This window comes from Marinobacter sp. LV10R510-11A (assembly GCF_900215155.1).
In the GTDB taxonomy this organism is placed as follows: domain Bacteria; phylum Pseudomonadota; class Gammaproteobacteria; order Pseudomonadales; family Oleiphilaceae; genus Marinobacter.
Map to the genome: position 1 here is coordinate 2,780,300 of NZ_LT907980.1, position 25,068 is coordinate 2,805,367.

The following is a 25,068-nucleotide window of genomic DNA, read 5'->3' on the forward strand; positions in this document are numbered from 1 at the left end:
ATGACAACAGACACCTCAAGTGACGAAAGAAATGCCCTGAGAGAGGCAGAATGGAAGGTTCGCAGCGAGTTAGCTGCGGCCTATCGTCTTGTCGCGCTGTTCGGGTGGGATGATCTGGTTTTCACTCATCTTTCCGCGCGCGTGCCCGGCCCCGAGCACCATTTTCTGATCAACCCCTACGGCCTGCTGTTCCACGAGATTACCGCCTCTTCTCTGGTGAAGGTGGACAGGGACGGACAGGTTGTGGAATCCGCAGGCCTTGGGAGGGTGAATCCAGCAGGCTTTACCATTCACAGTGCCGTACACATGGGGCGCGACGATGCCGGTGCTGTTATGCATCTTCATGCGCCAGACGGCGTGGCGGTTTCCGCCCACAGAAACGGCCTGTTACCGCTGAGCCAGACGGCCATGCTTTGCCTGGCACACCTGAGTTACCACGATTATGAAGGTGTGGCTCTGAACCTGGATGAACGAGAGCGCCTGATACGCGATCTCGGAGATAAGTCCATGATGATGCTGCGCAATCATGGTGTTCTGACCGCCGGTAAAGACGTACCGGAAACCTTTACTTACCTGTACTTCCTGATGAAAGCCTGCGAGATACAGGTTAAAGCGCAGAGTTGCGGCCCGGTGTATATGCCCTCCGAGCAGGCCATCCGGACGACCGCAGTACAGTCACAATCCCTGGGTAGCGCAGCGGCTCTCACCTGGCCGGCACTGCTAAGACTGCTCGACAGCAAAAACCCCGGTTACGCGGTATAACAAAGGTGCAGAGTGATAGAAATACAACTCGATGAGCTGGCCAGCCATAAAGGGAGCCTGTGTTGCTACAGCCCCTGGCTGACCATCACCCAGGATATGATCGGAGCAAGACTGGTTTGTTCAGAGCCCGGTAAGCGGGCCCTGAATACTGTCTAAATACTATTCCCGCCCCTCCAGAGCTGCGCGCATCTTCAAAGTAACCAACACGGTATTCAGGTGAGGTACCGCGATGCCACGGCGCTTGGCTAAGGTCACCACATTACCCAACACCGCTTCCCGTTCAATCGGGCGGTCGTTCAGATAATCCAGCGCCATACTGTTTTGGTAGGCAGGCATTTTGCGGGTGCCCTCGATGTTCTGATCGATCAACGCCTCATCCATTGGATAGCCTTCTGCCGCAGCCACTGCCATCACCTCACGCATCATGGCTCGGATCAGCTCTTCGCCACCCGCAGTATCCAGAATGGTTCGTGTATCCGCACCGTTGGCAATAACAGACAAAGGGTTGAATGGGGTATTCCAGAGACACTTGCGCCAGCGCTCGCCCACCACGCGCTCAGTCAGGTCGATCTTAATGCCGCCCTCTATAAACAGTTGAGACAAAACCCGGCAGCTCTCATCAATGCCTTCAGGATAGCGCCCCATCACTAACTTGCCGTAAGCTTTATGCTCAACCACACCGGACTCTGTGCGGCTTGCGGCAATGAAGGCCAGGCAGCTTATAAGCGTGTTGTCCGGATACGCATCGGCCAGCTCTTTTTCGATATCCAGACCGTTTTCGATCATTACCAGGCGGGTCTTCTCGCCCATCCAGGGCGCAACCAGTGCAACCCGATCCTCACCTGGCAGAACTTTCACGCACAGAATCAAAAAGTCTGGCGTTTCTTCCGGCAAGTCACCATCACGGTATACATGATCCGGCTCGTAGGACAGGTCTCCGAGGGGGCTTGTGATGCGGATACCCTGGGCTCTGACCGCGTTATAGCCTGAGCGCAACACGGTGCTCACGGAACAACCGGCTTTCTTCAGAATGGCACCGTAGAAGCTACCAATAGCTCCGGCGCCCACAATCAGAATACTGGGTTTATTATTCATGATCAGCCCCTTCTCTTCCTTTCCATTCTTCCTCTTGAAGCGTTCGCCACATCAGCTTGCCCGTCGGGGACTTTGGCAAGGCACTCACAAATTCAACAATGGTGGGCACTTTATAGACCGCCATCTGTTGCTTGCACCAACCCGTAATATCCTCAACGCTGGTAATGCCTTCCGCTTCGGGCGTGAGCACGATACAGGCCTTCACCGTTTCCCCACGTTTGGGGTCCGGGGCCGAGATAATACACACCTCATGAATGGCAGGATGCCGGTACATCATGCCCTCAACTTCCGACGGCCACACTTTGAATCCGGATGCGTTGATCATTCGCTTAAGGCGATCGACCATGAAGAAGTAACCCTCTTCGTCGTAATACGCGAGATCGCCGGTGCGGAAAAAAGGCTTGCCGTCAATTTCGACGAACGCCGCTTCGGTTTCCGCCGGCCGATTCCAGTAGCCGATGGTCACCTGCGGGCCACAGGAAACGATCTCACCGGTTTCACCCGGCGCTTTCTCTTCCAAGGTATCCACATCAATAATCCGGCTGTCCACATCAAACACGGGGATACCCAGACACTGGGCTTTGGGCTTCGCGTTGGGGTTGATGTGGGTTGCGGCCATGGTTTCTGACAGGCCATAGCCTTCAATGTAGTTGAGCCCCGTCAGCCTTTTCAGCTTTTCCGCAACGGCGCCAGGCATGGCGGCACCTCCGCCACCAATCATATTGAGGCTGGAGAGGTCGTATTTGCCGATATCCGGATTGGAAAGAAAGTCCACCGCCATGGTGACGATGTTAGTCCAGCCGGTGACCTTGTAGCGTTCAATGAGCCGTGATGCGGTAGTGCGATCCCAGCGGGTCATAATCACCGAGGTAGAACCGGCGAAAATCGGCCCGTTCATGGAACCGGTCATGCCGGTTACATGGAAAAATGGCAGCGTGGCCAGCTGCACGCTGTCGGACGTGCTCAGATTCCAGAATACACGATGTACCGCCGTCGCCATCACCGAGCGATGAGTGTGCATGCAGCCTTTTGGTGCACCGGTTGTACCCGAGCTATACGGGATCACTGCCAGGTCTTCCGGGCCTGCGGTATGTTCCAGAGGGCTATGGCCCGCTGCCATGGCATTTTCCCAGCTCACTAAGCCCGGAACATCACCCAACCAGGCCGGGCTTGCTACTTCCGCAGGCAGGTCCAGGTCGGTATCAGGCTTGATGTATGTGTTGTAGGAAGCCACCACGATCTGTTCCAGATCGGTTTTTTCCAACAGCGGCGTAATGTATTCAACCAGCTCCTGACCCGCCAGACATACGGCCGAGCGCGTATCCGCAATATAATGTTCCAGCTCTGCGGCCCGGTTCATCGGGTTTATCGGAATCACCAAGGCATCTGCCCGCAGAATCGCGTAGTAGGAGATCACGTACTGCGGCGAATTCTGCATATACAGCAGCACCCGATCACCTTTTTTCACACCCTGTGCCTGCAGGTAACCCGCCATAGCTTCCACTTCCGCCAGCAGCTGACGGTATGTGATGAACGCATCATAGAAAATGATAGCCGTGTGGTCGGGATAGCGCAGGGCCGATATTTCCAGATTGGTAAAAACACTGGTTTTCGGCAGAGTCATGGTCTTGGGCAACTCTTTCGGCCAGACCGCATAGTGGCGTGTGAACATAATTATTGTTCTCTCCAGGTGTAAATCAGTCTGCCAGCATCGCGGACAGATCAAATTCTTTGGTATCCCCGGGCAAGGGGCCTTCGTGTCGCAGGGGTGTAATGGCAACCGCCCTGTCTCTCAGCACGGCCACATCGGAATCCGCCGCTACGATATGCCGGGAACTGCGATCAAACCCCAGCCACCAATAAGGCAGGCTGCGCGAATCCTGGCCGGCCTGCAGCCGGGCTTGCTGGATGGAACCGCTGGACTGTTTACACCAGCGTGCAGAAACGATATCTCGGGCCTCGCAGGCGGGAAAGTTCACGTTCCAGGCCAGCGTTTCGCCCGGCTGCCATAGTTTCCGGATTACCGCTTCGCCAAAATGCTCGACGGGCGCCCAGTCGATTCCCTCTCGGGACAGAAAGGCCTGACTCAGGGCAATGGCGGGGATATTCATATGATGAGCGCTGAGCACCGCGCCAACCGTACCCGAATACTGCACCGAGTCACTGATGTTGGCACCGCAATTGACACCAGACAACACGAGATCCGGAGGCGTTTCACCAAACCACTGGGCAAGGGAATAGAGCACACAATCCGCCGGAGTACCGGAAACCGCGTAGCGCTTATCCCCGGTTTCGTATACTCGCAGAGGGTCGTGTATAGAAATGCTCTGGCCAGCTCCACTGCGGTCATGCTCCGGAGCAACAACCCAGACTTCTTCCGCCAGCTTTCGGGCAATCTTTTCCAGCCGCGCCAGTCCCGGGGCGTTAATGCCGTCGTCGTTGGTGATGAGGATGCACCGAACAATGGGTGCTGTCATGTCTGTTCTCCTGCACTGGCGATTTTCCAGCCGGTTTCGGCCAGCAGGCTGGCGCGCTTACCCACTTCCAGAGCATTGGCGTTAGCGGCATTGCCGTCCAGCGCGCGCTTGTAGACACCCTGGACGATAGAGGCTAAACGGAAAAGCGAAAACGCGAGATACACGTGCCAGTCGGTAATGCCTTCACGGCCTGTTTTGGCGCAGTAACGAGCAATGGTTTCTTGCTCATCCGGGATGCCCAATGCTTCAAGGTCTTCTCCCTGCAGTCCGCGCATACCCGGCATATCCGAGGGCAGATGATAAGGCAGGCAGTAGTAGGCCAGGTCCGCCAGCGGGTGCCCAAGCGTAGAAAGCTCCCAATCCAGAATGGCGATCACCTCGGGCTTGTCCGGAGCCAGCATCAGGTTGCCGAAGCGGTAGTCACCGTGGGCAATAGCACACTCATCGGTCGAAGGCAGGTTTTCGGGCAGCCATGCCATAAGCTTGTCCATGGCAGGCATGTCTTCGGTTTTGGCTGCAAGATACTGTTTACTCCAACGCGAAACCTGCCGTTTCACGTAACCTTCGGGCCGTCCGTAGTCACCCAGCCCGACGGAGTTCACGTCCACCGAATGCAATGCAGCCAGGGTATCGATGGCTGAATGATGGGCCGACAGTCGTTCATGACGCTCCAGCGCCCGCAGGGCTGAATGACTGACGATCCGGCCTTCCATATAGTCCATCACGTAGAACGGTGTACCGATGATGTCGCTGTCCTCGCAAAGCACCCGGACGTTAGGGACTGGCACGTCGGTGTGCTCCGACAATGCACGCATCACCGTGTACTCCCTCTCCACCATGTGCGCAGAGGGCAGCGTTTTACCCGGGGGTTTTTTCCGCAGAACATAACGGCCGTGGTCGGTTTCCAGCAGGAATGTGGGATTCGACTGGCCACCCTGGAACTGTTTGATTAGCAGGTGGTTACCAACCTCTGGCAACTGCTTTTGCAGCCAAACCATAAGTCTTGACTGGTCGAATTTGTGTGCTGGCAGAACTTCCACTAATTCCGGCTTCATACTCATGAATCGTCTCAGCCTACTTTAATCTTTAAGTGCCGCAGCCCGCAAAAGGTCAACGGACGGTGGGTGGTGTGCCTTTCTGCAGGGAACAAAGGTGTCTGAGCGCAGCGAGTTCTTTTTCCCGAAAGAAAGGTACTCCTCCCGCCGGCCTAACCACCAATCGCGAGGCCCTGTCTCAACAGATGGTTTCGCCGCCGTCGGCTACTATGGTTTGGCCGGTTATGTAGGCGCTGGCTTTGGTTGATAAAAATACGGCCAGGCCGGCTATGTCTATGGGGTCACCGATTCTTCTTAGTGGGGTTTTGTCTTCTGCGAGCTTCACGCGTACTGGGTCTTCCCAGAGTGTTCGGGCAAAGTCGGTTTTGATCAGGCCGGGGGCGATGCTGTTGATGCGGATGCCTTTCGGGCCCCATTCCACGGCCAGGTTTCTCGCCAGCGCGGCTTCTGCTGCTTTGGATACACCGTAGGTGCCGACGGTGGTGTTACCACGGATTCCGGCGATGCTGGAGAGCAATACAACGGCGCCTTCGCCTTTTTCTGCCATCTGCGGCAGCACCATGTTGGTTAGCCAGAAGGTGCCTTTGACGTTGGTGTCCATGATCTTGTCCCAGGCCTCGTCGGTCATTTCGGAGGTTGGGCCATAGACGGGGTTGGTGGCGGCGTTGCATACGAGCACGTCGATACTGCCCCAGGCTTCGTTGGTTTTGTTCACCAGGTTTTGAAGATCGTCTTTTTTGCCGACGTGGCAGGGTATGGCGATGGCCTCATAGCCCTGGGCTTTCAGTTCGTTCGCTACCTGCTCGCAGGCGTCGGCCTTGCGGCTGGAGATGACGACTTTTGCGCCCAACCGGGCCATTTCTTCGGCAATCGACAGGCCAATGCCTTTCGTGGACCCCGTGATCAGGGCCACCTTACCAGTCATATCAAAAAGTGGATTGCTCATAATTCGGTTCTCATGCTCAAAGATGGGGGTTCGGGCGGGAAGTGCTCCCACCCCGGGGCCTGGCCCTGATTAGCGATACTGACGCATCTCAATCTTGGCAACAGAATCCAGATGCACCTCATCCGGGCCATCCGCCAATCGCAGGGTCCGAACCTTGGCCCAGGCTGACGCAAGGAATGTGTCCTGGCTTACGCCGGCCCCACCGTGCACCTGAATGGCACGGTCGAGCACCTTCAAAGCCATGCTCGGAGCAATCACTTTGATCATGGCGATTTCCTGACGGGCTACCTTGTTACCCACGGTGTCCATCATGTGCGCCGCTTTCAGAGTCAACAGCCGCGCCTGTTCGATCTCGATTCGGCTGCGGGCGATGTCCTTGCGGATAGAGTCAAAGCTGGACAGCGGCTTGCCAAACGCTTCGCGCTCGTTGGCACGCTTGCACATCAACTCCAGCGCTCGTTCGGCAACGCCAATGGTGCGCATGCAGTGGTGAATGCGGCCTGGCCCGAGACGTCCTTGGGCGATTTCAAAACCGCGTCCCTCGCCAAGCAGAATGTTGCTAACAGGAACCCGCACATTTTCGTAATGAATCTCGGCGTGGCCGTGGGGTGCGTGATCGTATCCAAACACCGTCAGCGAGCGAATCAGTTTTACGCCGGGGGCGTCCAGAGGTACAAGAATCATGGACTGCTGCTGGTGCTTGGGCGCCGCGGGATCGGTTTTGCCCATGACGATGGCAATTTTGGAGATGGTGGTCATGGCACCTGAGGACCACCATTTTTTGCCGTTGATGACATACTCATCGCCCTCACGACGGATCTCGCAGGCAATGTTGGTGGCATCAGAGGAAGCTACATCTGGCTCTGTCATCGAGAAGCAGGACCGAATTTCACCTGCCAGCAAAGGCTTCAGCCACTGCTCCTGCTGCTCTTCATTACCGTACCGGGCGATGGTTTCCATGTTGCCGGTATCCGGTGCGGAGCAGTTGAACACTTCCGGCGCCATTTCAGAACGGCCCATGATTTCGCAAAGGTGGGCGTATTCAAAGTTGGTCAGGCCGGCTCCCAAATCGCTCTCTGGCAGGAACAGGTTCCAGAGGCCTTCGGCTTTCGCTTTCGCCTTTAGTTCTTCGATGATCGGAACCGGTGCCCAGCGGTTTTTTGCCTGTTCAATCTGTTCGTGGTGCGTGGACTCGTTGGGATAAATGTGCGCATCCATGAACTCGTTCAACTGCGCCTGCAGTTTTTTAGCTTTGTCAGACAACTCGAACATGTCGGCTTCCTCTTTGATATTGATTCGGTGACCGGCCTTCGCAACCGATCAGGTTCTTATTTTATAAACTGAACATCAGATAGGGACGCCTTCCGGCTTGTCACTGCCAGACCGGATCCGGAACGTGCCTTCCGCGATGGCAAGCAGGTTGCCTTTGTCGTCATGAACTTCGCCGGTGCTGTTGAAAATCCGCGTACCACCGGCCCGCTTGCGCCCGGTCACACGAATGGTGCCGCTGGAGCATTGGCCGGTGAACGTCGTGGTCAAAGACAGGGTGATGGCTTTACGCATCCGCCCCGGGTAGGGGCAGTGTGTGCCGGCCTGGGCCATAGCGATATCAAGCAGCGACGTAAGCACGCCGCCGTGAATGACGCCACCGAGGTTCAGATGTCTTGGCTGCAGCTCCAGCGCTATAACCGCTTCGTTTTCCTCCCAGGAGGCCTGGCGGTAGCCGAGCAGGCTATGAAAGCCCGGCAGCTCTGTACCCTCTACATAGGTGCCATCGACATCTGTACCATCAACACAAGGCAATTCTTGCTTACTCATTACACTTTCATTCCTGGCAGATTCAGAGAGGCCGCTGCGATCTCTTCCGGGTCGCCGTAGCGGCGCAGTTCACAGCGAGCGCCCAGCTTGTGCGCTTTTTCATGGGCGCGTGCGTAATCAAACACCGCTCGTGTCATGCCGGTCTCAACCAGGCCCGATTCTCAAAACGCCCCATACCGCTGCTCCCTGTGTCTCTGGTTTTATTATTGCGCCGGCGGTTTTGCTTTCGCATTAATTTGTCATGCCTTCCACTTTTGAGTCAATATAATCGGAAGTCGATTTCACTAGTCAAAACACCATAGCAGCATAAGGCACAAAAATGAAAAATAACCTGAGCGAAATGCCGGTGTACGCACCCATTACTCCGAACGAACCCATGGAGGCCATTGGCCACCGGATAAAGAGGTTTGCGATCACCCGCGCGGACCACCCGGCGTTGATCAGTGAACAGGGTACGGTGAGCTGGAGAGCCCTGCTGGATCAGACTAACCAGATCGCCAACCGCCTGCGGGATGCTGGGCTGCAGCACGGTGATTCAGTTGCAGCTCTGTCGGAAAACAGCGCTGATTATGTCGCTCTGTATCTTGGCGTACTTACCGCCGGCGGCTGCATGGTGCCGCTTTCAGAAATGACCAGTGCCGAAGCACTGAGCCTGATGCTGTCCGATTGCGCGGCACAATTTCTGTTTGTGTCGCAGAAAAACCGGGATCTTCTTCACCGCTTCCGGGCCGGGCTGCAGGAACTATCGGACGACCGCATTGTTGCCCTGGATAACGACAGTGAAGGGATTGGCCAGGCGCTGAGAGATTGGCTTGGCGATGCCTCTGCTGAGGCCCGCCCGGCGGACGTATCGCTGGATGACGCCTTTAACATCATCTACAGCTCCGGCACCAGCGCACCCCTGCGACCCGACGTGATAGCCGATGCCATGGCACGCTGGCCCGGCAACATACGGGAGGTCTACGGCCTCACAGAGGGCGGCATTTCCACCAGCCTCGACTGTGCCGCGCACCCGGACAAGTGGAGCTCGGTAGGCATACCAACGGAGGGCGCGGAAGTGCGCGTGATCGACGAAGATGGCCGCGAACTGCCGAAAGGCGAAATCGACGAGGACGGTTTTATCTATATTCTCGATCGCCGCAAGGACATGATTATTTCCGGTGGATTTAATATCTACGCTGTCGATCTTGAGCAAGCGCTGCTGACACACCCTGCGGTGGACGATGCAGCCGTTATCGGCATTCCAAGTAAACAGTGGGGTGAAACACCTCTGGGCCTGGTGGTTCTCAAACCCGGGCACCAGGATTCCGGGCCTGCGATACTCGAATGGACTAACGGACAGCTGGGCAAAGGCCAGCGCATCTCCGCTATCGAGCTCAGGGAGGAACTGCCCCGCTCCACCATAGGTAAAGTTCTGAAGCGGGAGTTGCGCGAACCTTACTGGCAAAAGATCTCGCGTTAAACCCGGTCAGCGTCGGGCCAGCTTAACAAGCCGGAGCACGCCTTGATGCTGCTGAGTATCAATCAATAGACTATCCTTTTAGGAAGATTCTACGGTCTACCCATAAAACGTCCTATTGCAAACGCCCGATCATGTGATAGATTCAGAAAACATAAATCCACCCTGCAGTCGTCAGTTCCGCAGAGTGAAACAACAATAAGTACCATTACAACAACGAACGAGGCACAGTCATGAATCTCTTCGCCAAAGCACGAAAAACCCTCACAGTTTACGCGTCAGCCCTTACTCTTGGGGTTTCCGCCGCCCTGGTTGCCGCACCTGCAACAGCCCAGGAGACGTTCACATGGAAAGTTCAATCGCACTGGCCGGGCGCCAGTAGTTCCTACACTGACAGCCTAGTGCGGCTGCAGCGAGTTCTGGACGAGCGAACCGACGGGCGTCTGAAGCTCAAGCTTTATGAGGCCGGCGCGCTCTTCAATGCCCAGGAAACCTTCAATGCCGTAAGCCGCGGCATTCTGGAAATGGGCACAATCTCTCCAGCCTATGCCCAGGACAAAGTCTCCCTTGCCGGCATTGCCTCCGGCCTGCCCTTTGCGTTCCGGAACGTCTGGGAGGCTGCATATTTCCATCAGGGCATGGGCTTTGAGCAAATGCTCCGTGACGAAGCGGCCGAGCACGACGTTTACTGGGCGACCGACAAGGTTTATCCCACTGAGATGGTGATCAAAAAGCCTATCAATAACTGGGACGATTTCACCAGCCTGAAGATTCGCTCCTCCGGTGTGCTGCAAAAATTCCTGACCGAGGCGGGTGCTGCAGCATCTTATATACCGGGCAGCGAACTTTACTCGGCACTGGACTCTGGCATCGTGGACGGCGCCCACTGGGGTGCAGCTCAAGGTGCCGCCAGCATGGCCCTGTATGAAGTGGCCAAATACCACGTTCAACCGGCCCTGAACATCGCGGGCACTGACGTCATCATTGTCAGCATGAAGGCGCTGAACAAGTTGCCGGAAGACATGCAGAAAATCGTCAAGGATGCGCTCGATGAGCAGTTCTGGGTTCGTACGAACGAATACCTTTATAAGGAGCGCGTAACTTTGGCCAAGGTCATCGCCGAACAGGGTGTACAGGTGAACGTTCTGCCAGATGAGGTTCAGGACAAGCTGGTACAGGCCGCACAGGCAATGTGGGACGAGGAAGGCAAGCGAAGCGACAACGCCAAGAAGGCATTGGACATGCTGAAGGGCTATCTGGCCGAACTCGGCTACCTCTGAGCCGCAAGTTTAAATAAGTAATGCAGGCCGGAGTCTTTGACGTCCGGCCTTTTTATCCCTGAAGAAACCCAACATCCTCCTGGAGAATGCCATGAGTGTGCTGAACGCATTCATAAGAGGGGTTACCCGTCTTAATGACTTTGTTGGACGCTGGACAGCCCTGCTCATTTTCGCCATGTTCGCGTTCCTGTTGCTGGAGGTGGGTTTCCGTTATCTGCTAAACGCACCCACAGTCTGGACCAACGAGCTTACCCAGATGCTGTTCGGCGTTTATGCGGTCATGTCCGGAGGCTACATCATGGCTCACAGGGGCCATGTCAACGTCGACCTTCTGCACTCGCAGCTATCGCCTCGCAACCGGGCGTTTATGGACATCTTTACCTCGCTGATCTTTTTCACTTTTACGCTTGCTCTGCTGTGGTTCGGCATTGATATGGCGAGCGAATCTATATCAAGCTGGGAAACCTCTTACTCAGCCTGGAACCCGCCAATCTGGCCAGCCAAGCTCGCCATTCCCGTTGGAACAGGCCTACTGGTTCTGCAAGGGTTGGCCAAGCTCCTGGAAGACATTGCCATTGCGTTCAACCTGGATTGCTGCGGACCGGACCAGAGCGTTTGTGAAGGAGACCAGTCGTGAGTATTGAAATCCTGACTGTGCTGTTTTTTGGTTCACTGCTGTTCTTTCTATTACTTGGTTTACCGTTGGCTTTTGTTCTCGGTGGCGTTTCAGTCATCTTCCTCTATTTCACTTGGGGATTCGATTCCTTCTATATGGTGGCCTCGCAGATCTGGGGCACCATGGGCAGCTTTACCCTGGTTGCGATTCCCCTGTTTGTTTTCATGGCCATGGTGCTGGAGCGAACCGGCGTTGCGAAGGACCTGTATCGGATGATGCACCTGTGGTTTGGCGGTCTTCGCGGCGGCCTGGCTATAGGAACCCTGGTTATCTGCGCCGTATTTGCTGCCATGGTTGGCATCAGTGGCGCAGCGGTGGTTGCCATGGGCACCATCGCACTGCCCTCCATGCTGGAGCGAGGCTATGACCGCAAAATGGCGCTGGGTGTCATCAATACAGGTGGCGGCTGGGGCATTCTGATACCGCCCAGCATTCTGATGATTCTCTACGCGCTTATTACCGGGGTATCCGTAGGCCAGATGTTTGCTGCCGGCATCATGCCCGGCGTTCTGCTGATGGTAATGACCGTTACTTACATTCTCGTGCGCTCTACCCTTCAGCCGCACCTGGCACCGGCCCTGCCCCCCGAAGAACGTGGCACTTGGCCTGAGAAGCTTCGTGCATTAAGAGCCGTGCTGCTGCCCATTGGCGTTGTGATCATGGTGCTTGGCTCCATTATCGGTGGCATTACCACGCCAACGGAAGCCGCCGCCATGGGTGTTCTTGGTTCGCTGATTTCGGCAGCCGTCTATCGCCAGCTCAAGTGGAGCATCCTGCAGGAAGCCGCTATCCGTACCTTCAAGCTCACGGGCATGATCATGTGGATCCTGTTTGCCGCTCACGCGTTTAGCGCGGCATATCAAAGCATGGGTGCTCAAGAACTGATCGAAGGCATGATGCAGCACATTCCCGGCGGCCCCTGGGGCATCATCATTGCAATGATGATGATCATATTCTTCCTGGCCATGGTACTCGACCCGGTTGGCATCATGCTGATCACTCTGCCGGTGTTCATGCCGATCGTAAAATCCCTTGGTTTCGATCCGATCTGGTTCGGCATCCTGTTCGTGATCAACATGGAAATCGGCTACAAGACACCGCCGTTCGGATTTAACCTGTTCTATCTGAAAGGTGTGGTCCCGCCAGGCATTACGATGAAGGATATTTACACCTCCGTAGTCCCGTTCGTGATCATCGAGATACTGGCCATTAGCATCATTATGGTCTTTCCAAAAATCGCCACTTGGTTGCCTGGCGTGTTTTTCTAGAACACAGCATTTGCTTGTGATTATGCCGTCAAGGACGACAGCACACTGCCTGTTCCGCTACCTACTTCCTTGTATTCTCCCGACACTTCGAGACGTTCCATTTTTCTGTCCGCCGTTAAACCGAGCAAGCGCTTGCTACAATTCGACAAATACATTAAATTCGACTCACGACAGGTACCACAAGCCGGAGTTTTTTCTATGCCCACAAGCCCTGAAGTGTCTCTAAACATGATTGATCGGGTATCCGTTGGCGACATTCTGACCCGCACGAGCGATGTTTTCCCGAACAACATTGCCATGGTAGACGGCGATCGCACCATCACGTATCGCGCCTTTGAGGATCAGGCTAACCAAGCAGCCAACGCGCTGCGGGCTCTAGGCCTGACGCCAGGCGAAACGGTGGGTCTGCTGGCTCGCAATTGTTTGGAACTGATGATTAGCTATATGGCCTGCGCCAAGGCCAACCTTGTGTGCGCTCCGGTAAACCTGGGTTTAAAACCCCATGAAATGGCCTATTGCCTGAAAGATTGCGGCGCCCGTGTACTGATTGTTGAAGAATCTCTGGCCGAAGCTGGCAAAGGCCTGCCTGCACACCTCCCGGCACTTGAACACGTTTATTGGACTGGCAGCACCACCACCGAAGGCGGCGGTAAATCCTGGAAAACTTTTGAGAGTTTGGTGCAAAGTGGCAGTACCAATCCGGTAGAAGTATTGACCGGTGATCGGGACCCTGTGCAACTGCTCTACACCAGTGGAACCACGGCGAACCCGAAGGGTGTTATCACCAGCCACTTGGCCGTCACCATGACAGCTATGAGCAACACGATTGCCAATCAGACGCCCCCACAAGCGAGCATTCTGTGCACACTGCCGCTGTTCCATTGCACAGCCATCAACGCGCTAGCCATACCCACCATTATGACGGGCGGAAAACTGGTTCTAACCAAGGGGTTCGATGCTAAAGAATGTGCACGCCTGATTGAAGAACACAGTGTGTACATGTTCGTGTTCCTTCCCATGATGTACCAAGCGGTTCTGGCAGACCCAGAAGCCCGTAGCCGGGATTTCTCATCGGTGCGCCGGGCGTTTTATGCCATGGCTCCCATGGCTGAGCCCGTGCTCAAAAAAGTTCACGAACTGCTCCCCAACGCCGATGTTGTCCTCGGCTCCGGCCAGACTGAATTCACTCCGATGACCTGCATGATTCGGCCGGAACACCAGTGGAGCAAAGCCGGCTCCTGGGGCTCCGCAGCACCTTTAACCCGGGTGGCGATCATGGACGATGAAGGCAACCTGCTGCCACCAGGACAGTCTGGGGAGATTGTTTATCGTGGCCCACAGTCCATGACCCGTTACTTCAATCTGCCGGAGGCAACCACCGAAGCCTTCAAATATGGCTGGTTCCACAGTGGTGATATTGCATCTATAGATGAAGACGGCGCCATCTGGTTCACCGACCGCAAGAAGGATGTCATCAAATCCGGTGGCGAGAACGTCGCGTCTATTGAGGTAGAGCGCTGCCTGATGGGCCACCCTGCTGTCTCAGAAGCGGCCGTTGTCGGTTTGCCTCATGACCGCTGGGGCGAAGCGATCACTGCGAACGTCATCTTGTTACCAGACGCAACGGCCACTGAGAGCGAGCTGATCGATTACTGCAAGAAGAACATTGCAGGCTTCAAAGTACCCAAGGCCATCATGATTGTTGAAGCCTTTCCCCGCACAGGCACCGGCAAGATTCAGAAGCACATGATTCGCAAAGATCTTGAAGGGCATTACTCAGACAAGTAAGCCTTAAGCCTATGGTCAACGCCCGGCACTGGCCAGTGCCGGGCTATCCTCCATCAGCAATTCTTTTACCGGCACGGAATCATCCGCCAACCGCTCTGGCTGAATGGTCAGTTTTTGCGCAATGATTCGTTTGCTCAGCACAAACTCCTGGGGGCGGTTTATACAATCCGCAGCGATCAACCGCCCTTCCTTCAAGTAGAAGGCAGCAAAACTTCGACCTGTGCGCCTATCTCCGCGAACAATCACTTGGTCATAACCTTGGCTCAACCCAGCAATCTGTAGTTTCAAATCGTACTGATCTGACCAGAACCAAGGCAGGCTCGCAGAGCTTTTATTACACCCACAGATAGACGCAGCAGCAATCTTGGCCTGCTCAGTGGCGTTAGGCACGGATTCCAGGCGCACGCGACACGCGTACAGTTTGTTAAACTGGTTGGCGCAGTCCCCCGCAGCCACAATGTTGGGGTCGATGGTACGGCAGAACTCATCCACCACAATACCGTTTTCCACGGCAAGGCCAGCCATCTCGGCTAACTCTGTATTCGGTAGCACACCCACGCCAATAACAACCAAATCAGCGGGGAACTCGGCGCCATCTGTGCAAACCACTTTTCCCACTTGGCCGTTACCGGAAAACCCACCAATAGAGACACCGGTGTGAATACGAACACCACTTTCCATGTGCACACGATGGTAGAAATCAGACACTTCCGGCGCGGTTACCCGCCCCAGTATTCGCGGCCCCATCTCTAACACGGTCACCTGCATGCCCAGTTGCCTGAGCAATGCTGCGGTTTCCAGACCCACATAACCACCACCGATGATGACGGCATGCTGGCCTTCGGTGATATTCGCCTTGATGGATTCAGCGTCAGCCATATCTCGTAGATAATGTATTCCGCTCAGATCGCAACCGGGCAAATCCACCTTCCGAACTCGAGCGCCGATGCACAGCGCGAGCTTGTCATAGCTCAGCACTTTGCTCTCTTTTTCATTCTCTCCTTCACTCCCTCTCTCACCCGCACCTTCAACAAACGTCAGCGTCTGTTGGTCTCGGTTAATGGCGGTAACGCGTCCTTGTCGAAACTGCACATTTTGCTTTTCATAGAAGGCAGCCGGGCGAATGGCCAAGCTCTCCGCCGTTCTCGCGCCAGACAAAAAAGCCTTGGAAAGCGGTGGTCGGTGATACGGCAAATGGCGCTCATCACTGATCACCAGGATTTCACCATCCCAGCCTTCCTGGCGAAGGCTGGTGACCAACTGGGCGGCGGCATGGCTGGCGCCGACAACAATGCATGTTTGGGTCATGAGCTCAGGCTCCCGAGGGCTTCGCGGTCAGCTGAACCATCATTTTCGAATAGCCACGCACGAAGTTGGATTGCACATATTCTGGCTCACCGATCACTTCAATCTTGTCAAAGCGTGCCAGCAACTCCTCCCAGAGAATGCGCAGCTGCAGCTCAGCCAAACGGTTGCCCATGCAACGATGAACTCCAAACCCAAAGGACAGGTGATTGCGAGCGCCCTTGCGATCGATAATGAACCGTTCTGGCTGATCGATAGCACGCTCGTCGCGGTTACCAGAGGCGTACCACATGACGACCTTGTCGCCTTTCTTTATGATCTGGCCGTTTAGCTCGACATCTTGTTTTGCAACACGGCGCATATAGGCCAGCGGTGTTTGCCAGCGAATAATTTCAGACACCATATTCGAAATCAGGCCTGGATCGTTCTTGAGTTTGGTAAACTCGTCCGGGAACCTGTTGAGAGCCAGCACACCACCAGACATCGAGTTACGGGTGGTGTCGTTGCCACCTACAATCAATAGTGCCAGATTGCCCAGAAACTCCATCGGTTTTTTGATCATATCCTTAGTGTCATCATTGTTCTGAAGCATGCTGATCAAGTCAAAACCCAGGTCTTCGCCAGCAGCAGTTTTCGCTTCCTTATCACGCCAAAGCCGTGCGAAGTACCCGGACATGTCCACCATGCCCCTGAACAACTCATCCGTGTCGTTCGATCCACCCGTCGACTCCGCTCCGCCACCCGCCAGATCAGACCAGTAAACGAGTTTTCGGCGATCCTCATAGGGGAAGCCGAGCAACGTCGCCAGCATTCGTGCGGTTAGCTCTATGGAGACGTCGTCCACCCAGTTGAAGGGCTTATCCAATGGGAGTGTATCCAGAACATCCTGAGTACGTTCACGAATCAGCCCTTCCATTTCTTTCAGGTTCTTCGGCGCTACGACACCTTGAACGGCTCGACGCTGCACATCGTGCTTGGGTGGATCCATCGCGATGAACATCTCAACAGCGAGTTCGTCAGGTGCCGTGCCAATTATGATAAACGGCTCCGCCGAAAACAGATCGTAATGCTTATCCACGAACATGATGTCCTCATAACGTGTGACAGACCAAAACGGGCCGAACGAGCTGTTCTTCTGAAAGTGGACAGGGCACTCATCACGTAAGCGTTTGAAGTACGACTCCCAACGATTCTGTCTGTAGAGAAACGGGTTGCTGACATCAATATCTTCTATTGCCAGCGTTGATACATCGGGAATCGGCGTTTCGATAAATTCCCGAAACTCTGTGTACTTACCCAGCTTGAGCTTGGCTTTATAAATGAAGTGGGCGGCCTTGATTTGCAGGGGCATTGGGACGATTGCGGCGCCTTTCTCGGCCACTAAATTGAAGATGCTCATAGTGCTTCAAGCCTTGCGAATGTTGTTTTTAGGGGGGGTTGGTCAAAGCCGGCTACATTTGAAACTCAGGCAAGTGCGCGACCAGGCCGTCCATCGCATCAGAGATAATAATCTGGCAGGCCAGTCGGGAGGTATCCGCACGGTCGGGCGTTAAGTCCAGCATTAGTAATTCCTCATCGCTGGCACTGCCGGTGGTTTTGACCCAACCACCATCAACAATCACATGGCAGGTACCGCAGGCGGCTTCACCGCCGCAATCTGCATCGATACCCGGCACGCCGTTATCCATGGCGGTCTGCATCAGGGATTTACCCGCCTCAATGTCAACGGCGTGCTGTGTGCCGTCGTGCTCGATGAACGTAATGCTGCCCATAACTTGCTCCACAAAACTGGTTAGTCTGCTTGCTGTCTACACGGCGGGCGCCTGGCCCAAGCGCATACCTTTCGTTTGGTAAAATCAGGTTAAGCAATCTCACGCCGCAAAAGGAGGTCATTTCTTGACAGTACGGGGTCATTTAAAGACACTGTTTTTTGCAAACATTCAGCGAGAGAGCAAAATCAGATGAGCGATGAGCAGCAGGCCGCAGCGAAGGTTGGCGGCAATACCGCCTGCATCCCCACCAACTATTCTCGCCTGATCGCTCGAGTGCTGGGGTTGCATGCTCGCGAGCTACCAACCTTACTCGCGCAAACAGGGGTTTCAGTCGATCAGTTGATACAGGACGACACGCTGCTGACATCCAGCCAGCAGATGCAGATTCTACAAAATGCTTTGCGGTTATCCGATGACGAGATGTTCGGGCTAAGAGTTGGCCAATGCCTAACGCCTACTACTCACGGTGCCATGGGCTTTTTGGCCAGCAGCAGCCCCAACCTGCTGATCGCCCTGAGGGCATTCGAGACGTATCTTCCCACGCGTTCAGACTTCTCCCACCTGGAGTTGAAGCGCAGCAAGGAGTATTGGGAGTGTTATTGTTATTTTGATGTGGAGCTTAATGCGGATGTGCATCGCTTTATATCGGAAGCCTATGCGTCGATACTTTTTCAGTGCGCAGAGTTCATTATCGGGCAACCGGTAGAGGGCGCTCGCATCTGCTTCTCCTTTGAGAAGCCTGATTATAGCCAGCGCTATGCTGAGTTTCTGCCCGGGAACATCGAGTTCTCCTCCTCCCAGTTGATACTGAAAGTGCCTGCCAACCTGTGCGACATTCCCAATGCGTCTGCAAACCACGAGAACTACTCACTGGCGTTACGGCAATGCCAATCGATGCTGCAAAAGTTACCGCTCAAGACCAACAACTGGACGCATCGACTGCAGAAAATGATGCTATCGCACCCGCCAGGTGTGCTCAGCGAGGAAGAGGCAGCCGCCATGCTATTTATCAGCAAACGCACACTGGCACGAAGGCTGGGGCTGGAGGGTCGCAATTTTCGCAGTATCCGCGACGAAATACTGTCGCAGCAGGCAAGCAGTTATCTGCACACCAGTAATATGTCGGTGGATGCGATTGCAGCCGTCCTCAGCTACCATGACAGCTCTAATTTTCGACGGGCATTCAAACGCTGGTTTCAGCTAACGCCTGATCAGTATCGAAAACAGGTAAGGTTCAAAAACACATGACCAGTAAAACCCGCCCGCAACAAGCCCGAAATGCCATATTGATGTTCGTAGGCATGATGCTGGTCGCCCTCAACTTGCGCCCGGCATTGACAAGTGTCGGGCCAATTCTGAAAACCATCGGCGATAGCCTAGCGCTGTCATCCATAGGCCAGGGTGTACTCACAACACTGCCCGTGCTGCTTTTGGGCCTGGCAGCACCGATTGCCCCACGTGCCGCACGCAAACTCGGTATGGAGCGAGCGGTGCTGGTTGCACTCATAATCTTAGGCGTGGCACTGATCGCACGGCCCTACTTTGGGGCCAGCGGTCTATTCCTTGGTACTGCAGTGGCCGGGGGCTTGATCCGGTTACCGCTGGGCTAGCCCTGTCGGTATCCATTCTTACGCAGGTGCCAATGGCTATTGCAGCTCCTTGGATAGCCAGCCACATGCGCGATCAGCGATTTATGGTGGTGCTGGTGATGGTGGCAACGCTCGCCGGCCTGTGCGGCAGCATTTACGCGCCTATAGAAGGAGTCTGGCTGTGGGTGATTATATTGGGGCTAGGCCAAGGTGGCTCATTCAGCATAGCGCTCACGCTTCTTACCGTAAGAGCCCGGGATGCAGAAACCGCCGCGCGCTTATCAGGCATGGCGCAAAGCGTCGGCTATACCATGGCGGCATTGGGGCCGCTATTTGTCGGTGTTTTGCATGAGAAGTTCGCCAGCTGGAACATTGCCGGCGCTTTCCTTGGCGTGATTGCCATTGGCGCTATAGTTGCCGGGCTCGGAGCCGGTCGCAAGCTCTACGTACTGGATCAGTAAGTAGAGCCACAAGCACCACAGCTATTGCGTGCCATCACCTCGAACGCCCAATCGGTCGAGATAAACATGCAGCTCTGCCTCGCTCATATCCACGTACTCAAGTACTCGGCCGTAGAGCATGACGGTGGGGACATTCCGCCCGCCCCTCTCTTTCTGGGTTTCATGTATCAGATACAGAATAAGCCGCTCGGTGCGCGTCAGGCCATCACGCACATCCGGAATAACGTCCAAAACGGTTTTCCATTCTTCAGGGCTCATATCGGTTCCGCTCGGGGGCTACTGGTCTTTCAAACCATGCTCACCAATTTGCAATGTCGGCCTATCCACATCCACCTGTTCTAACGGCGAGCATTCCCTCATATTTTCCAAGCACCGTTTTGTCAGTGTCTGGTACTCCTGGGTGCCGCGCTGCTTCCAGCTGACTTCTTTATCACTCAGCTGGCGCAGCACCTTGGCTGGCGAGCCCACTATCAAAGAGGCTGGCTCACACGTGAAGCCACTTTTTACGAACGCTGCAGCACCCACGATGGATTTGGTCGCTATAACGGCTTCGTCCATGACGACGGCATTCATCCCCACCATGGCGTCTTCTTCTATCACACAGCCGTGCAATACAGCGCCATGACCTATGTGGCCGTTGCGACGAATTATCGCATCGCGCCCAGGAAACGCATGCACCACGCAGGTGTCTTGCAGGTTTGCGCCCTGCTCCATCACGACACGGCCAAAATCACCGCGTAGAGATGCACAGGGTCCAACGTAGCAATCCGGCCCCACGTGTACATCGCCAATAAGCACGGCGGTGGGGTGTATGTATGCCGAAGGATGAACCACGGGAGTCACACCATCAATCCGGTAACAGGGCATAAAATGCTCCTTTTAACATGTTTGTTTTTTTGTACTTTAAGGCACTTCCTTGTATCGGAACAGATAATACACAACTCACAAGGTGATGAGAGCCAACAGAGCGTCTTTCATCTTTTTTAAGACTAAAGGCTTACAAATAAAATTACTATAAAAATCATGAATCTACAGGAATCCACGTTGGGCTCTCAGCAACGTGATACAAAAACCCGGCTTCTGATTCTTGACCGGTATCAATTCAAACCTATACTCTTTCCTGAAATCAGTGGGGCGGAACATCCCCCTGCGAAAGCCGCCTTGATAACCATCAGGCCTTACCGGCAAACCACTAAAACAACGAAATGCCGCAGCAAACGTAAGCCAGAGTTTTCCGGGTGCTAAGCCCGGGTTCCATTGCTATCACAAGGATTTTTCCATGACTGAGCAGAGTGTGCTTCTCGATATCGATCAGGGCATTGCCAAAGTCACCCTGAATCGCCCAAAGAGCCTCAACAGCTTTAACGTTGAAATGCATGAAGAGATGCGCGCTGCGCTAAAAACCATCCGCAACGATCACACTGTGCGGGTCATGCTGCTTACTGGTAATGGCCGCGGTTTCTGTGCCGGCCAGGATTTGTCGGATCGGAGCGTAAAGCCTGGCGCCGAGGCACCGGATTTAGGTTTCTCCATCGAAACCTACTACAACCCGCTGCTGCAGGCGATTCGAGATCTGCCCATGCCGGTGATTTGTGCGGTAAATGGCGTGGCCGCCGGCGCAGGCGCGAACATTGCCCTGGCCTGTGACATCACGTTGGCAGCACGCTCCGCTAACTTTGTTCAGGCCTTTTGCAAGATTGGCCTTATTCCCGACTCGGGCGGTACTTGGACCCTACCGCGCGCAGTAGGAATGGCTCGAGCAAAAGGCCTGGCCTTATTGGGTGACAAGCTGAGCGCTGAAAAGGCGGAACAGTGGGGCATGATTTGGCAGTGCGTAGAAGACGACGCCCTGCAGGATGAAGCCATGAAACTGGCCCGTCATTTCTCCACCCAGCCCACCAAAGGCCTAGCAATGATCAAGCGTGCCCTTCACGCCAGCGCCAACAACAGCTTTGAAGAACAATCATTAATGGAACGGGATCTGCAGCGACTGGCGGGGCGCACCGACGACTACCGTGAAGGCGTGGCTGCCTTCATGGAAAAGCGCGCACCCGAATTCAAGGGGAAATAAGCATGCAACCACTCGCCACCGACACCCCCGTTGCCGTTATCGGCGCCGGTGCCATGGGCTCCGGCATTGCGCAGGTAGCTGCACAAGCAGGCCACCGAGTATTCCTACTCGATCAGCGCGAGGGTGCCGCCGAGGCAGGCCGTCAAAGCGTCGCCAAACAGCTGCAGCGTCGGATTGATAAGGGAAAGATGGAGCAATCCACGCTGGACGCACTTCTGGACCGTATCAAACCGATTAACGAACTTAGTGAGCTTGCAGGCGCTGGCCTGGTGATCGAGGCCATCGTTGAAGATCTCGATATCAAACGTAGCTTGCTGGCCGGTCTTGAGGACGTTTGCGGAGAGAAAACCATTCTGGCCACCAATACTTCGTCCATATCTGTAACGGCCTTGGGTGCAAACATGAAGCACCCCGAGCGCCTGGTGGGCATGCACTTTTTTAACCCGGCGCCCCTCATGGCACTGGTAGAAGTCATCAAAGGTTTGGCCACTAGCAACGAGATTGCCCAAAGCGTTTACGCGACTGCCGCTCAGTGGGGAAAGAAGCCCGTTACTGCCACGTCTACACCTGGTTTTATTGTTAACCGGGTAGCACGACCTTTTTATGCCGAAAGCCTGCGCCTACTGCAGGAACAAGCAACGGACAGCGCAACACTCGACGCCATCCTGCGCGAAGCAGGCAGCTTTCGTATGGGGCCGTTTGAGCTGACTGATCTTATCGGCCACGACGTGAACTACGCAGTAACCTCCTCAGTTTTTAATTCCTACTACCAAGACACTCGTTTTCTGCCTTCTCTGGTTCAGAAAGAGCTGGTGGATGCTGGCCGGTTAGGCCGCAAGAGTGGCCAGGGCTTTTATAGCTACGCCGAAGGCGCGCAAAAACCTGAGCCTGCAACCGCCGAAGCCGCGAGCTGCGATGCAGACGCTCTCATTGTGGAAGGCAACCCGGGCCCACTGGCAGCACTGGTTACTCGCCTGAGCGAAAGCGGCCTCAACGTCATCGAGCGCGACGGCCCTGGCCGCCTGTGCTTTGGCGATGCCGTACTGGCACTCACCGATGGCCGCATGGCTACCGAGCGTGCTGCGGCTGAAGCCTGCAACAACCTTATTTTGCTGGACCTGGCGTTTGATTACAGCAAGGCCAGCCGCCTAGCTATTGCCGCGGCAGATCAAGCGCCCGCACAGGCGGTGAACGACGCCTGCGCTCTGCTGCAAAAAGCTGGCATTGCCGTAAGCCACATCGCCGACCGACCGGGCCTAGTGGTTATGCGCACTGTTGCCACCTTGGCTAATGAAGCCGCCGACGCCGCCTTGTACGGCGTGGCGTCTATCAGTGATATCGACCTAGCCATGAAAGCCGGCCTGAACTACCCGGAAGGCCCGCTGCGCTGGAGCGATAACTTAGGGTTCAGCCTGCTGCACACAGTACTGACACACATCCAACAGAGTTACGGCGAAGACCGCTACCGGCCGGCGCTGCTGTTGCGGAAAAACCGGTTTGCCGAAAAGGGGTTCTATTCATGAGCAACGAGCACCACGCACCCGATGCGCAAAAATTGGCGCAAGACTGCGCCGAATCTATGTACGAGCGGGATCAAGCCAGCCGTAACCTCGGCATGAAGATTACCCACGTAGCCCCAGGCAAAGCCACGGTCATCATGCCAGTCACCGGTACCATGATTCAGGGCCACGGCTCCTGCCATGGCGGTTACCTGTTTACCCTGGCCGACTCGGCGTTTGCTTTTGCCTGCAATAGCTACAACAAGGCCACCGTCGCATCTGGCTGTTCCATTGAGTACATGTTCGGCGCCCGTGAAGGCGATGTGCTTACCGCCAACGCGGTTGAGCAATCTCGCGGCAACCGCACCGGTGTGTACGACATTACCCTCACCAATCAAAATGGCCATGTGATAGCCCTATTTCGCGGCAAGTCTTACCAAGTACGTGGCGAAGTCATTCAGTCGGAGACCGATCAATGAGTAACGATAAACGCTTGCAAGATGCCTACATCGTAGACGCAGTACGCACACCCATTGGCCGCTACGGCGGCGCTCTAGCAACCGTACGCGCCGACGACCTGGGCGCTATTCCCATGAAAGCACTGAAAGACCGGTACAGCGACTTGGATTGGGCGGCCATAGACGACGTACTTTACGGGTGCGCCAACCAGGCTGGTGAAGACAACCGCGACGTAGCCCGCATGTCACTGCTATTGGCTGGTTTGCCGGTTGATGTGCCGGGATGCACCCTCAACCGCCTGTGTGGCTCCGGTATGGACGCCATTGGCAGCGCCGCCCGTGCATTGCGCACGGGCGAAGCCGGCCTAATGCTGGCTGGCGGCGTGGAGTCTATGTCTCGCGCGCCTTTTGTGATGGGCAAAGCGGATTCTGCTTTCAGCCGCAAAGCAGACATGTTCGACACCACCATTGGCTGGCGCTTTGTGAATCCGCTACTGAAAAAGCAGTACGGCATTGATTCCATGCCAGAGACCGCCGAGAACGTCGCCGCCGATTTCAGTATCGCCCGGGAAGACCAGGACGCCTTCGCCCTGCGCAGCCAGCAACGCACCGCTGCCGCTCAGAAAGCGGGCCGTTTTGACAACGAAATCGTGCCAGTGAGCGTACCCCGTCGCAAGCAGGATCCACTGATTGTTGATACCGACGAACACCCCCGGGAAACCAGCTTGGAAAAGCTCGCCAGCCTTGGAACGCCCTTCCGTGATGGCGGCAGCATCACCGCGGGCAACGCCTCCGGGGTAAACGACGGTGCCTGCGCCCTATTGCTGGCCAGTGGCGATGCCCTGAAGCAGCACAACCTCAAGCCGCGCGCCCGAGTGGTTGCCATGGCCACCGTCGGTGTTGAGCCGCGCATTATGGGCATGGGCCCAGCGCCCGCCACCCGCAAGGTGCTGAAGACCGCCGGCCTAGAATTGGCCGACATGGACGTAATTGAGCTAAACGAAGCTTTTGCTGCTCAGGCGCTAGCCGTGCTGCGTGATTTAGGCCTGCCGGATGATGCCGAACACGTAAACCCCAATGGCGGAGCTATTGCCCTCGGGCACCCGCTGGGCATGAGCGGTGCACGCCTGGTAACCACTGCGCTGAACGAACTGGAGCGCCGCCATCAGCAGGGCCAGCGCGCCCGCTATGCGTTGTGCACCATGTGCATCGGTGTAGGACAGGGCATTGCGCTGATTATCGAGCGCGTAGACAGCGCTGAATACTAAGCTGACCCGGCAGCAAGCCAG

26 protein-coding genes are annotated in these 25,068 nt (G+C 55.5%); 13 read left to right on the top strand and 13 right to left on the bottom strand.

All coding sequences use genetic code 11. The annotated features are described in order from the left end of the window. The gene (locus tag CPH80_RS13315) at positions 1 to 762 is read left to right on the top strand and encodes a class II aldolase/adducin family protein (RefSeq protein ID WP_096278490.1); all 762 of its coding nucleotides are present in this window, start codon (positions 1 to 3) and stop codon (positions 760 to 762) included. A gap of 159 nt (positions 763 to 921) precedes the next feature. Here the strand turns inward: CPH80_RS13315 and CPH80_RS13325 are convergent, their stop codons facing one another. The 8 genes from CPH80_RS13325 to CPH80_RS13360 form a co-directional block, all read right to left on the bottom strand. Then, complete coding sequence (locus CPH80_RS13325) at positions 922 to 1,857, bottom strand: ketopantoate reductase family protein (protein WP_096278492.1); 936 nt, start codon at positions 1,855 to 1,857, stop codon at positions 922 to 924. Next, entirely contained in the window at positions 1,850 to 3,529 is a 1,680-nt protein-coding gene (locus CPH80_RS13330; protein ID WP_096278494.1) for a long-chain fatty acid--CoA ligase, read from the bottom strand. Before CPH80_RS13330 ends, CPH80_RS13325 begins: the two co-directional genes overlap by 8 nt. A 25-nt stretch (positions 3,530 to 3,554) precedes the next feature. Then, positions 3,555 to 4,334: a 5'/3'-nucleotidase SurE gene (gene surE, locus CPH80_RS13335; protein WP_096278496.1), complete on the bottom strand. Its 780-nt coding sequence runs from the start codon at positions 4,332 to 4,334 to the stop codon at positions 3,555 to 3,557. Further along, positions 4,331 to 5,395, bottom strand: a complete 1,065-nt coding sequence (locus CPH80_RS13340) for a phosphotransferase (protein ID WP_096278498.1) — start codon at positions 5,393 to 5,395, stop codon at positions 4,331 to 4,333. The genes surE and CPH80_RS13340 overlap by 4 nt, the downstream gene beginning before the upstream one ends. 172 nt (positions 5,396 to 5,567) lie before the next feature. After that, positions 5,568 to 6,335, bottom strand: coding sequence for an SDR family NAD(P)-dependent oxidoreductase (locus CPH80_RS13345; protein WP_096278499.1), 768 nt, complete (start codon positions 6,333 to 6,335; stop codon positions 5,568 to 5,570). Between the two features lie 69 nt (positions 6,336 to 6,404). Beyond that, positions 6,405 to 7,607, bottom strand: coding sequence for an acyl-CoA dehydrogenase family protein (locus tag CPH80_RS13350; RefSeq protein ID WP_096278501.1), 1,203 nt, complete (start codon positions 7,605 to 7,607; stop codon positions 6,405 to 6,407). A gap of 75 nt (positions 7,608 to 7,682) precedes the next feature. Then, a complete protein-coding gene (locus CPH80_RS13355) occupies positions 7,683 to 8,153 on the bottom strand; it encodes a PaaI family thioesterase (RefSeq protein ID WP_096278503.1) in 471 nt (156 codons plus the stop codon). After that, entirely contained in the window at positions 8,153 to 8,290 is a 138-nt protein-coding gene (locus tag CPH80_RS13360; protein ID WP_227520155.1) for a hypothetical protein, read from the bottom strand. The genes CPH80_RS13355 and CPH80_RS13360 overlap by 1 nt, the downstream gene beginning before the upstream one ends. A 182-nt stretch (positions 8,291 to 8,472) precedes the next feature. Here CPH80_RS13360 and CPH80_RS13365 point away from each other — a divergent pair, with 182 nt between their 5' ends. The 5 genes from CPH80_RS13365 to CPH80_RS13385 all read left to right on the top strand — a co-directional run bounded on the left by CPH80_RS13365 (position 8,473) and on the right by CPH80_RS13385 (position 14,624). Further along, positions 8,473 to 9,615, top strand: a complete 1,143-nt coding sequence (locus CPH80_RS13365; protein ID WP_096278505.1) for a class I adenylate-forming enzyme family protein — start codon at positions 8,473 to 8,475, stop codon at positions 9,613 to 9,615. A 230-nt stretch (positions 9,616 to 9,845) separates the two neighbouring features. After that, positions 9,846 to 10,892, top strand: a complete 1,047-nt coding sequence (gene dctP / locus CPH80_RS13370) for a TRAP transporter substrate-binding protein DctP (protein WP_096278507.1) — start codon at positions 9,846 to 9,848, stop codon at positions 10,890 to 10,892. Between the two features lie 91 nt (positions 10,893 to 10,983). After that, positions 10,984 to 11,529 (top strand): TRAP transporter small permease subunit, encoded by a 546-nt coding sequence (locus CPH80_RS13375; RefSeq protein WP_096278509.1) that lies wholly within the window; start codon positions 10,984 to 10,986, stop codon positions 11,527 to 11,529. Beyond that, the gene (locus CPH80_RS13380) at positions 11,526 to 12,836 is read left to right on the top strand and encodes a TRAP transporter large permease (protein WP_096278511.1); all 1,311 of its coding nucleotides are present in this window, start codon (positions 11,526 to 11,528) and stop codon (positions 12,834 to 12,836) included. Before CPH80_RS13375 ends, CPH80_RS13380 begins: the two co-directional genes overlap by 4 nt. A gap of 198 nt (positions 12,837 to 13,034) precedes the next feature. Beyond that, a complete protein-coding gene (locus CPH80_RS13385) occupies positions 13,035 to 14,624 on the top strand; it encodes a class I adenylate-forming enzyme family protein (protein ID WP_096278513.1) in 1,590 nt (529 codons plus the stop codon). Positions 14,625 to 14,639: 15 nt separating this feature from the next. On the opposite strand, the gene CPH80_RS13390 is transcribed toward CPH80_RS13385, so the two are convergent. The 3 genes from CPH80_RS13390 to CPH80_RS13400 are packed head-to-tail and all read right to left on the bottom strand — an operon-like array spanning position 14,640 to position 17,701. Then, positions 14,640 to 15,932 carry an NAD(P)/FAD-dependent oxidoreductase gene (locus CPH80_RS13390; protein WP_096278515.1) on the bottom strand — a complete coding sequence of 431 codons (1,293 nt, stop codon included), beginning with the start codon at positions 15,930 to 15,932 and terminating at the stop codon, positions 14,640 to 14,642. Between the two features lie 4 nt (positions 15,933 to 15,936). Continuing rightward, a complete protein-coding gene (locus tag CPH80_RS13395) occupies positions 15,937 to 17,328 on the bottom strand; it encodes a cytochrome P450 (protein ID WP_096278517.1) in 1,392 nt (463 codons plus the stop codon). A 52-nt stretch (positions 17,329 to 17,380) separates the two neighbouring features. Beyond that, complete coding sequence (locus CPH80_RS13400; RefSeq protein WP_096278518.1) at positions 17,381 to 17,701, bottom strand: 2Fe-2S iron-sulfur cluster-binding protein; 321 nt, start codon at positions 17,699 to 17,701, stop codon at positions 17,381 to 17,383. A gap of 189 nt (positions 17,702 to 17,890) precedes the next feature. Between CPH80_RS13400 and CPH80_RS13405 the strand changes: the two genes are divergently transcribed. Genes CPH80_RS13405 through CPH80_RS22525 form a run of 3 tightly spaced genes read left to right on the top strand, consistent with a single transcriptional unit; the run spans position 17,891 to position 19,751 of the window. Continuing rightward, the gene (locus tag CPH80_RS13405; protein ID WP_096278520.1) at positions 17,891 to 18,949 is read left to right on the top strand and encodes an AraC family transcriptional regulator; all 1,059 of its coding nucleotides are present in this window, start codon (positions 17,891 to 17,893) and stop codon (positions 18,947 to 18,949) included. Beyond that, positions 18,946 to 19,311 carry a hypothetical protein gene (locus CPH80_RS22520; protein ID WP_227520156.1) on the top strand — a complete coding sequence of 122 codons (366 nt, stop codon included), beginning with the start codon at positions 18,946 to 18,948 and terminating at the stop codon, positions 19,309 to 19,311. Before CPH80_RS13405 ends, CPH80_RS22520 begins: the two co-directional genes overlap by 4 nt. A gap of 32 nt (positions 19,312 to 19,343) precedes the next feature. Further along, positions 19,344 to 19,751: a hypothetical protein gene (locus CPH80_RS22525; protein ID WP_413772236.1), complete on the top strand. Its 408-nt coding sequence runs from the start codon at positions 19,344 to 19,346 to the stop codon at positions 19,749 to 19,751. Between the two features lie 21 nt (positions 19,752 to 19,772). On the opposite strand, the gene CPH80_RS13415 is transcribed toward CPH80_RS22525, so the two are convergent. Beyond that, the gene (locus CPH80_RS13415; RefSeq protein ID WP_096278522.1) at positions 19,773 to 20,009 is read right to left on the bottom strand and encodes a hypothetical protein; all 237 of its coding nucleotides are present in this window, start codon (positions 20,007 to 20,009) and stop codon (positions 19,773 to 19,775) included. Between the two features lie 18 nt (positions 20,010 to 20,027). After that, on the bottom strand, positions 20,028 to 20,618 hold the full coding sequence (locus tag CPH80_RS13420; RefSeq protein ID WP_096278524.1) for a phenylacetic acid degradation protein PaaY: 591 nt from the start codon (positions 20,616 to 20,618) through the stop codon (positions 20,028 to 20,030). Between the two features lie 412 nt (positions 20,619 to 21,030). Between CPH80_RS13420 and paaG the strand changes: the two genes are divergently transcribed. The 4 genes from paaG to pcaF are packed head-to-tail and all read left to right on the top strand — an operon-like array spanning position 21,031 to position 25,047. Next, positions 21,031 to 21,822 (top strand): 2-(1,2-epoxy-1,2-dihydrophenyl)acetyl-CoA isomerase PaaG, encoded by a 792-nt coding sequence (paaG, locus tag CPH80_RS13430; RefSeq protein ID WP_096278528.1) that lies wholly within the window; start codon positions 21,031 to 21,033, stop codon positions 21,820 to 21,822. Between the two features lie 2 nt (positions 21,823 to 21,824). Then, positions 21,825 to 23,345 (top strand): 3-hydroxyacyl-CoA dehydrogenase PaaH, encoded by a 1,521-nt coding sequence (paaH, locus tag CPH80_RS13435; RefSeq protein WP_096278530.1) that lies wholly within the window; start codon positions 21,825 to 21,827, stop codon positions 23,343 to 23,345. Next, positions 23,342 to 23,800, top strand: coding sequence for a hydroxyphenylacetyl-CoA thioesterase PaaI (gene paaI, locus CPH80_RS13440; RefSeq protein ID WP_096278532.1), 459 nt, complete (start codon positions 23,342 to 23,344; stop codon positions 23,798 to 23,800). Before paaH ends, paaI begins: the two co-directional genes overlap by 4 nt. After that, a complete protein-coding gene (gene pcaF, locus CPH80_RS13445) occupies positions 23,797 to 25,047 on the top strand; it encodes a 3-oxoadipyl-CoA thiolase (protein ID WP_096278534.1) in 1,251 nt (416 codons plus the stop codon). The genes paaI and pcaF overlap by 4 nt, the downstream gene beginning before the upstream one ends. Positions 25,048 to 25,068 lie beyond the last annotated feature (21 nt).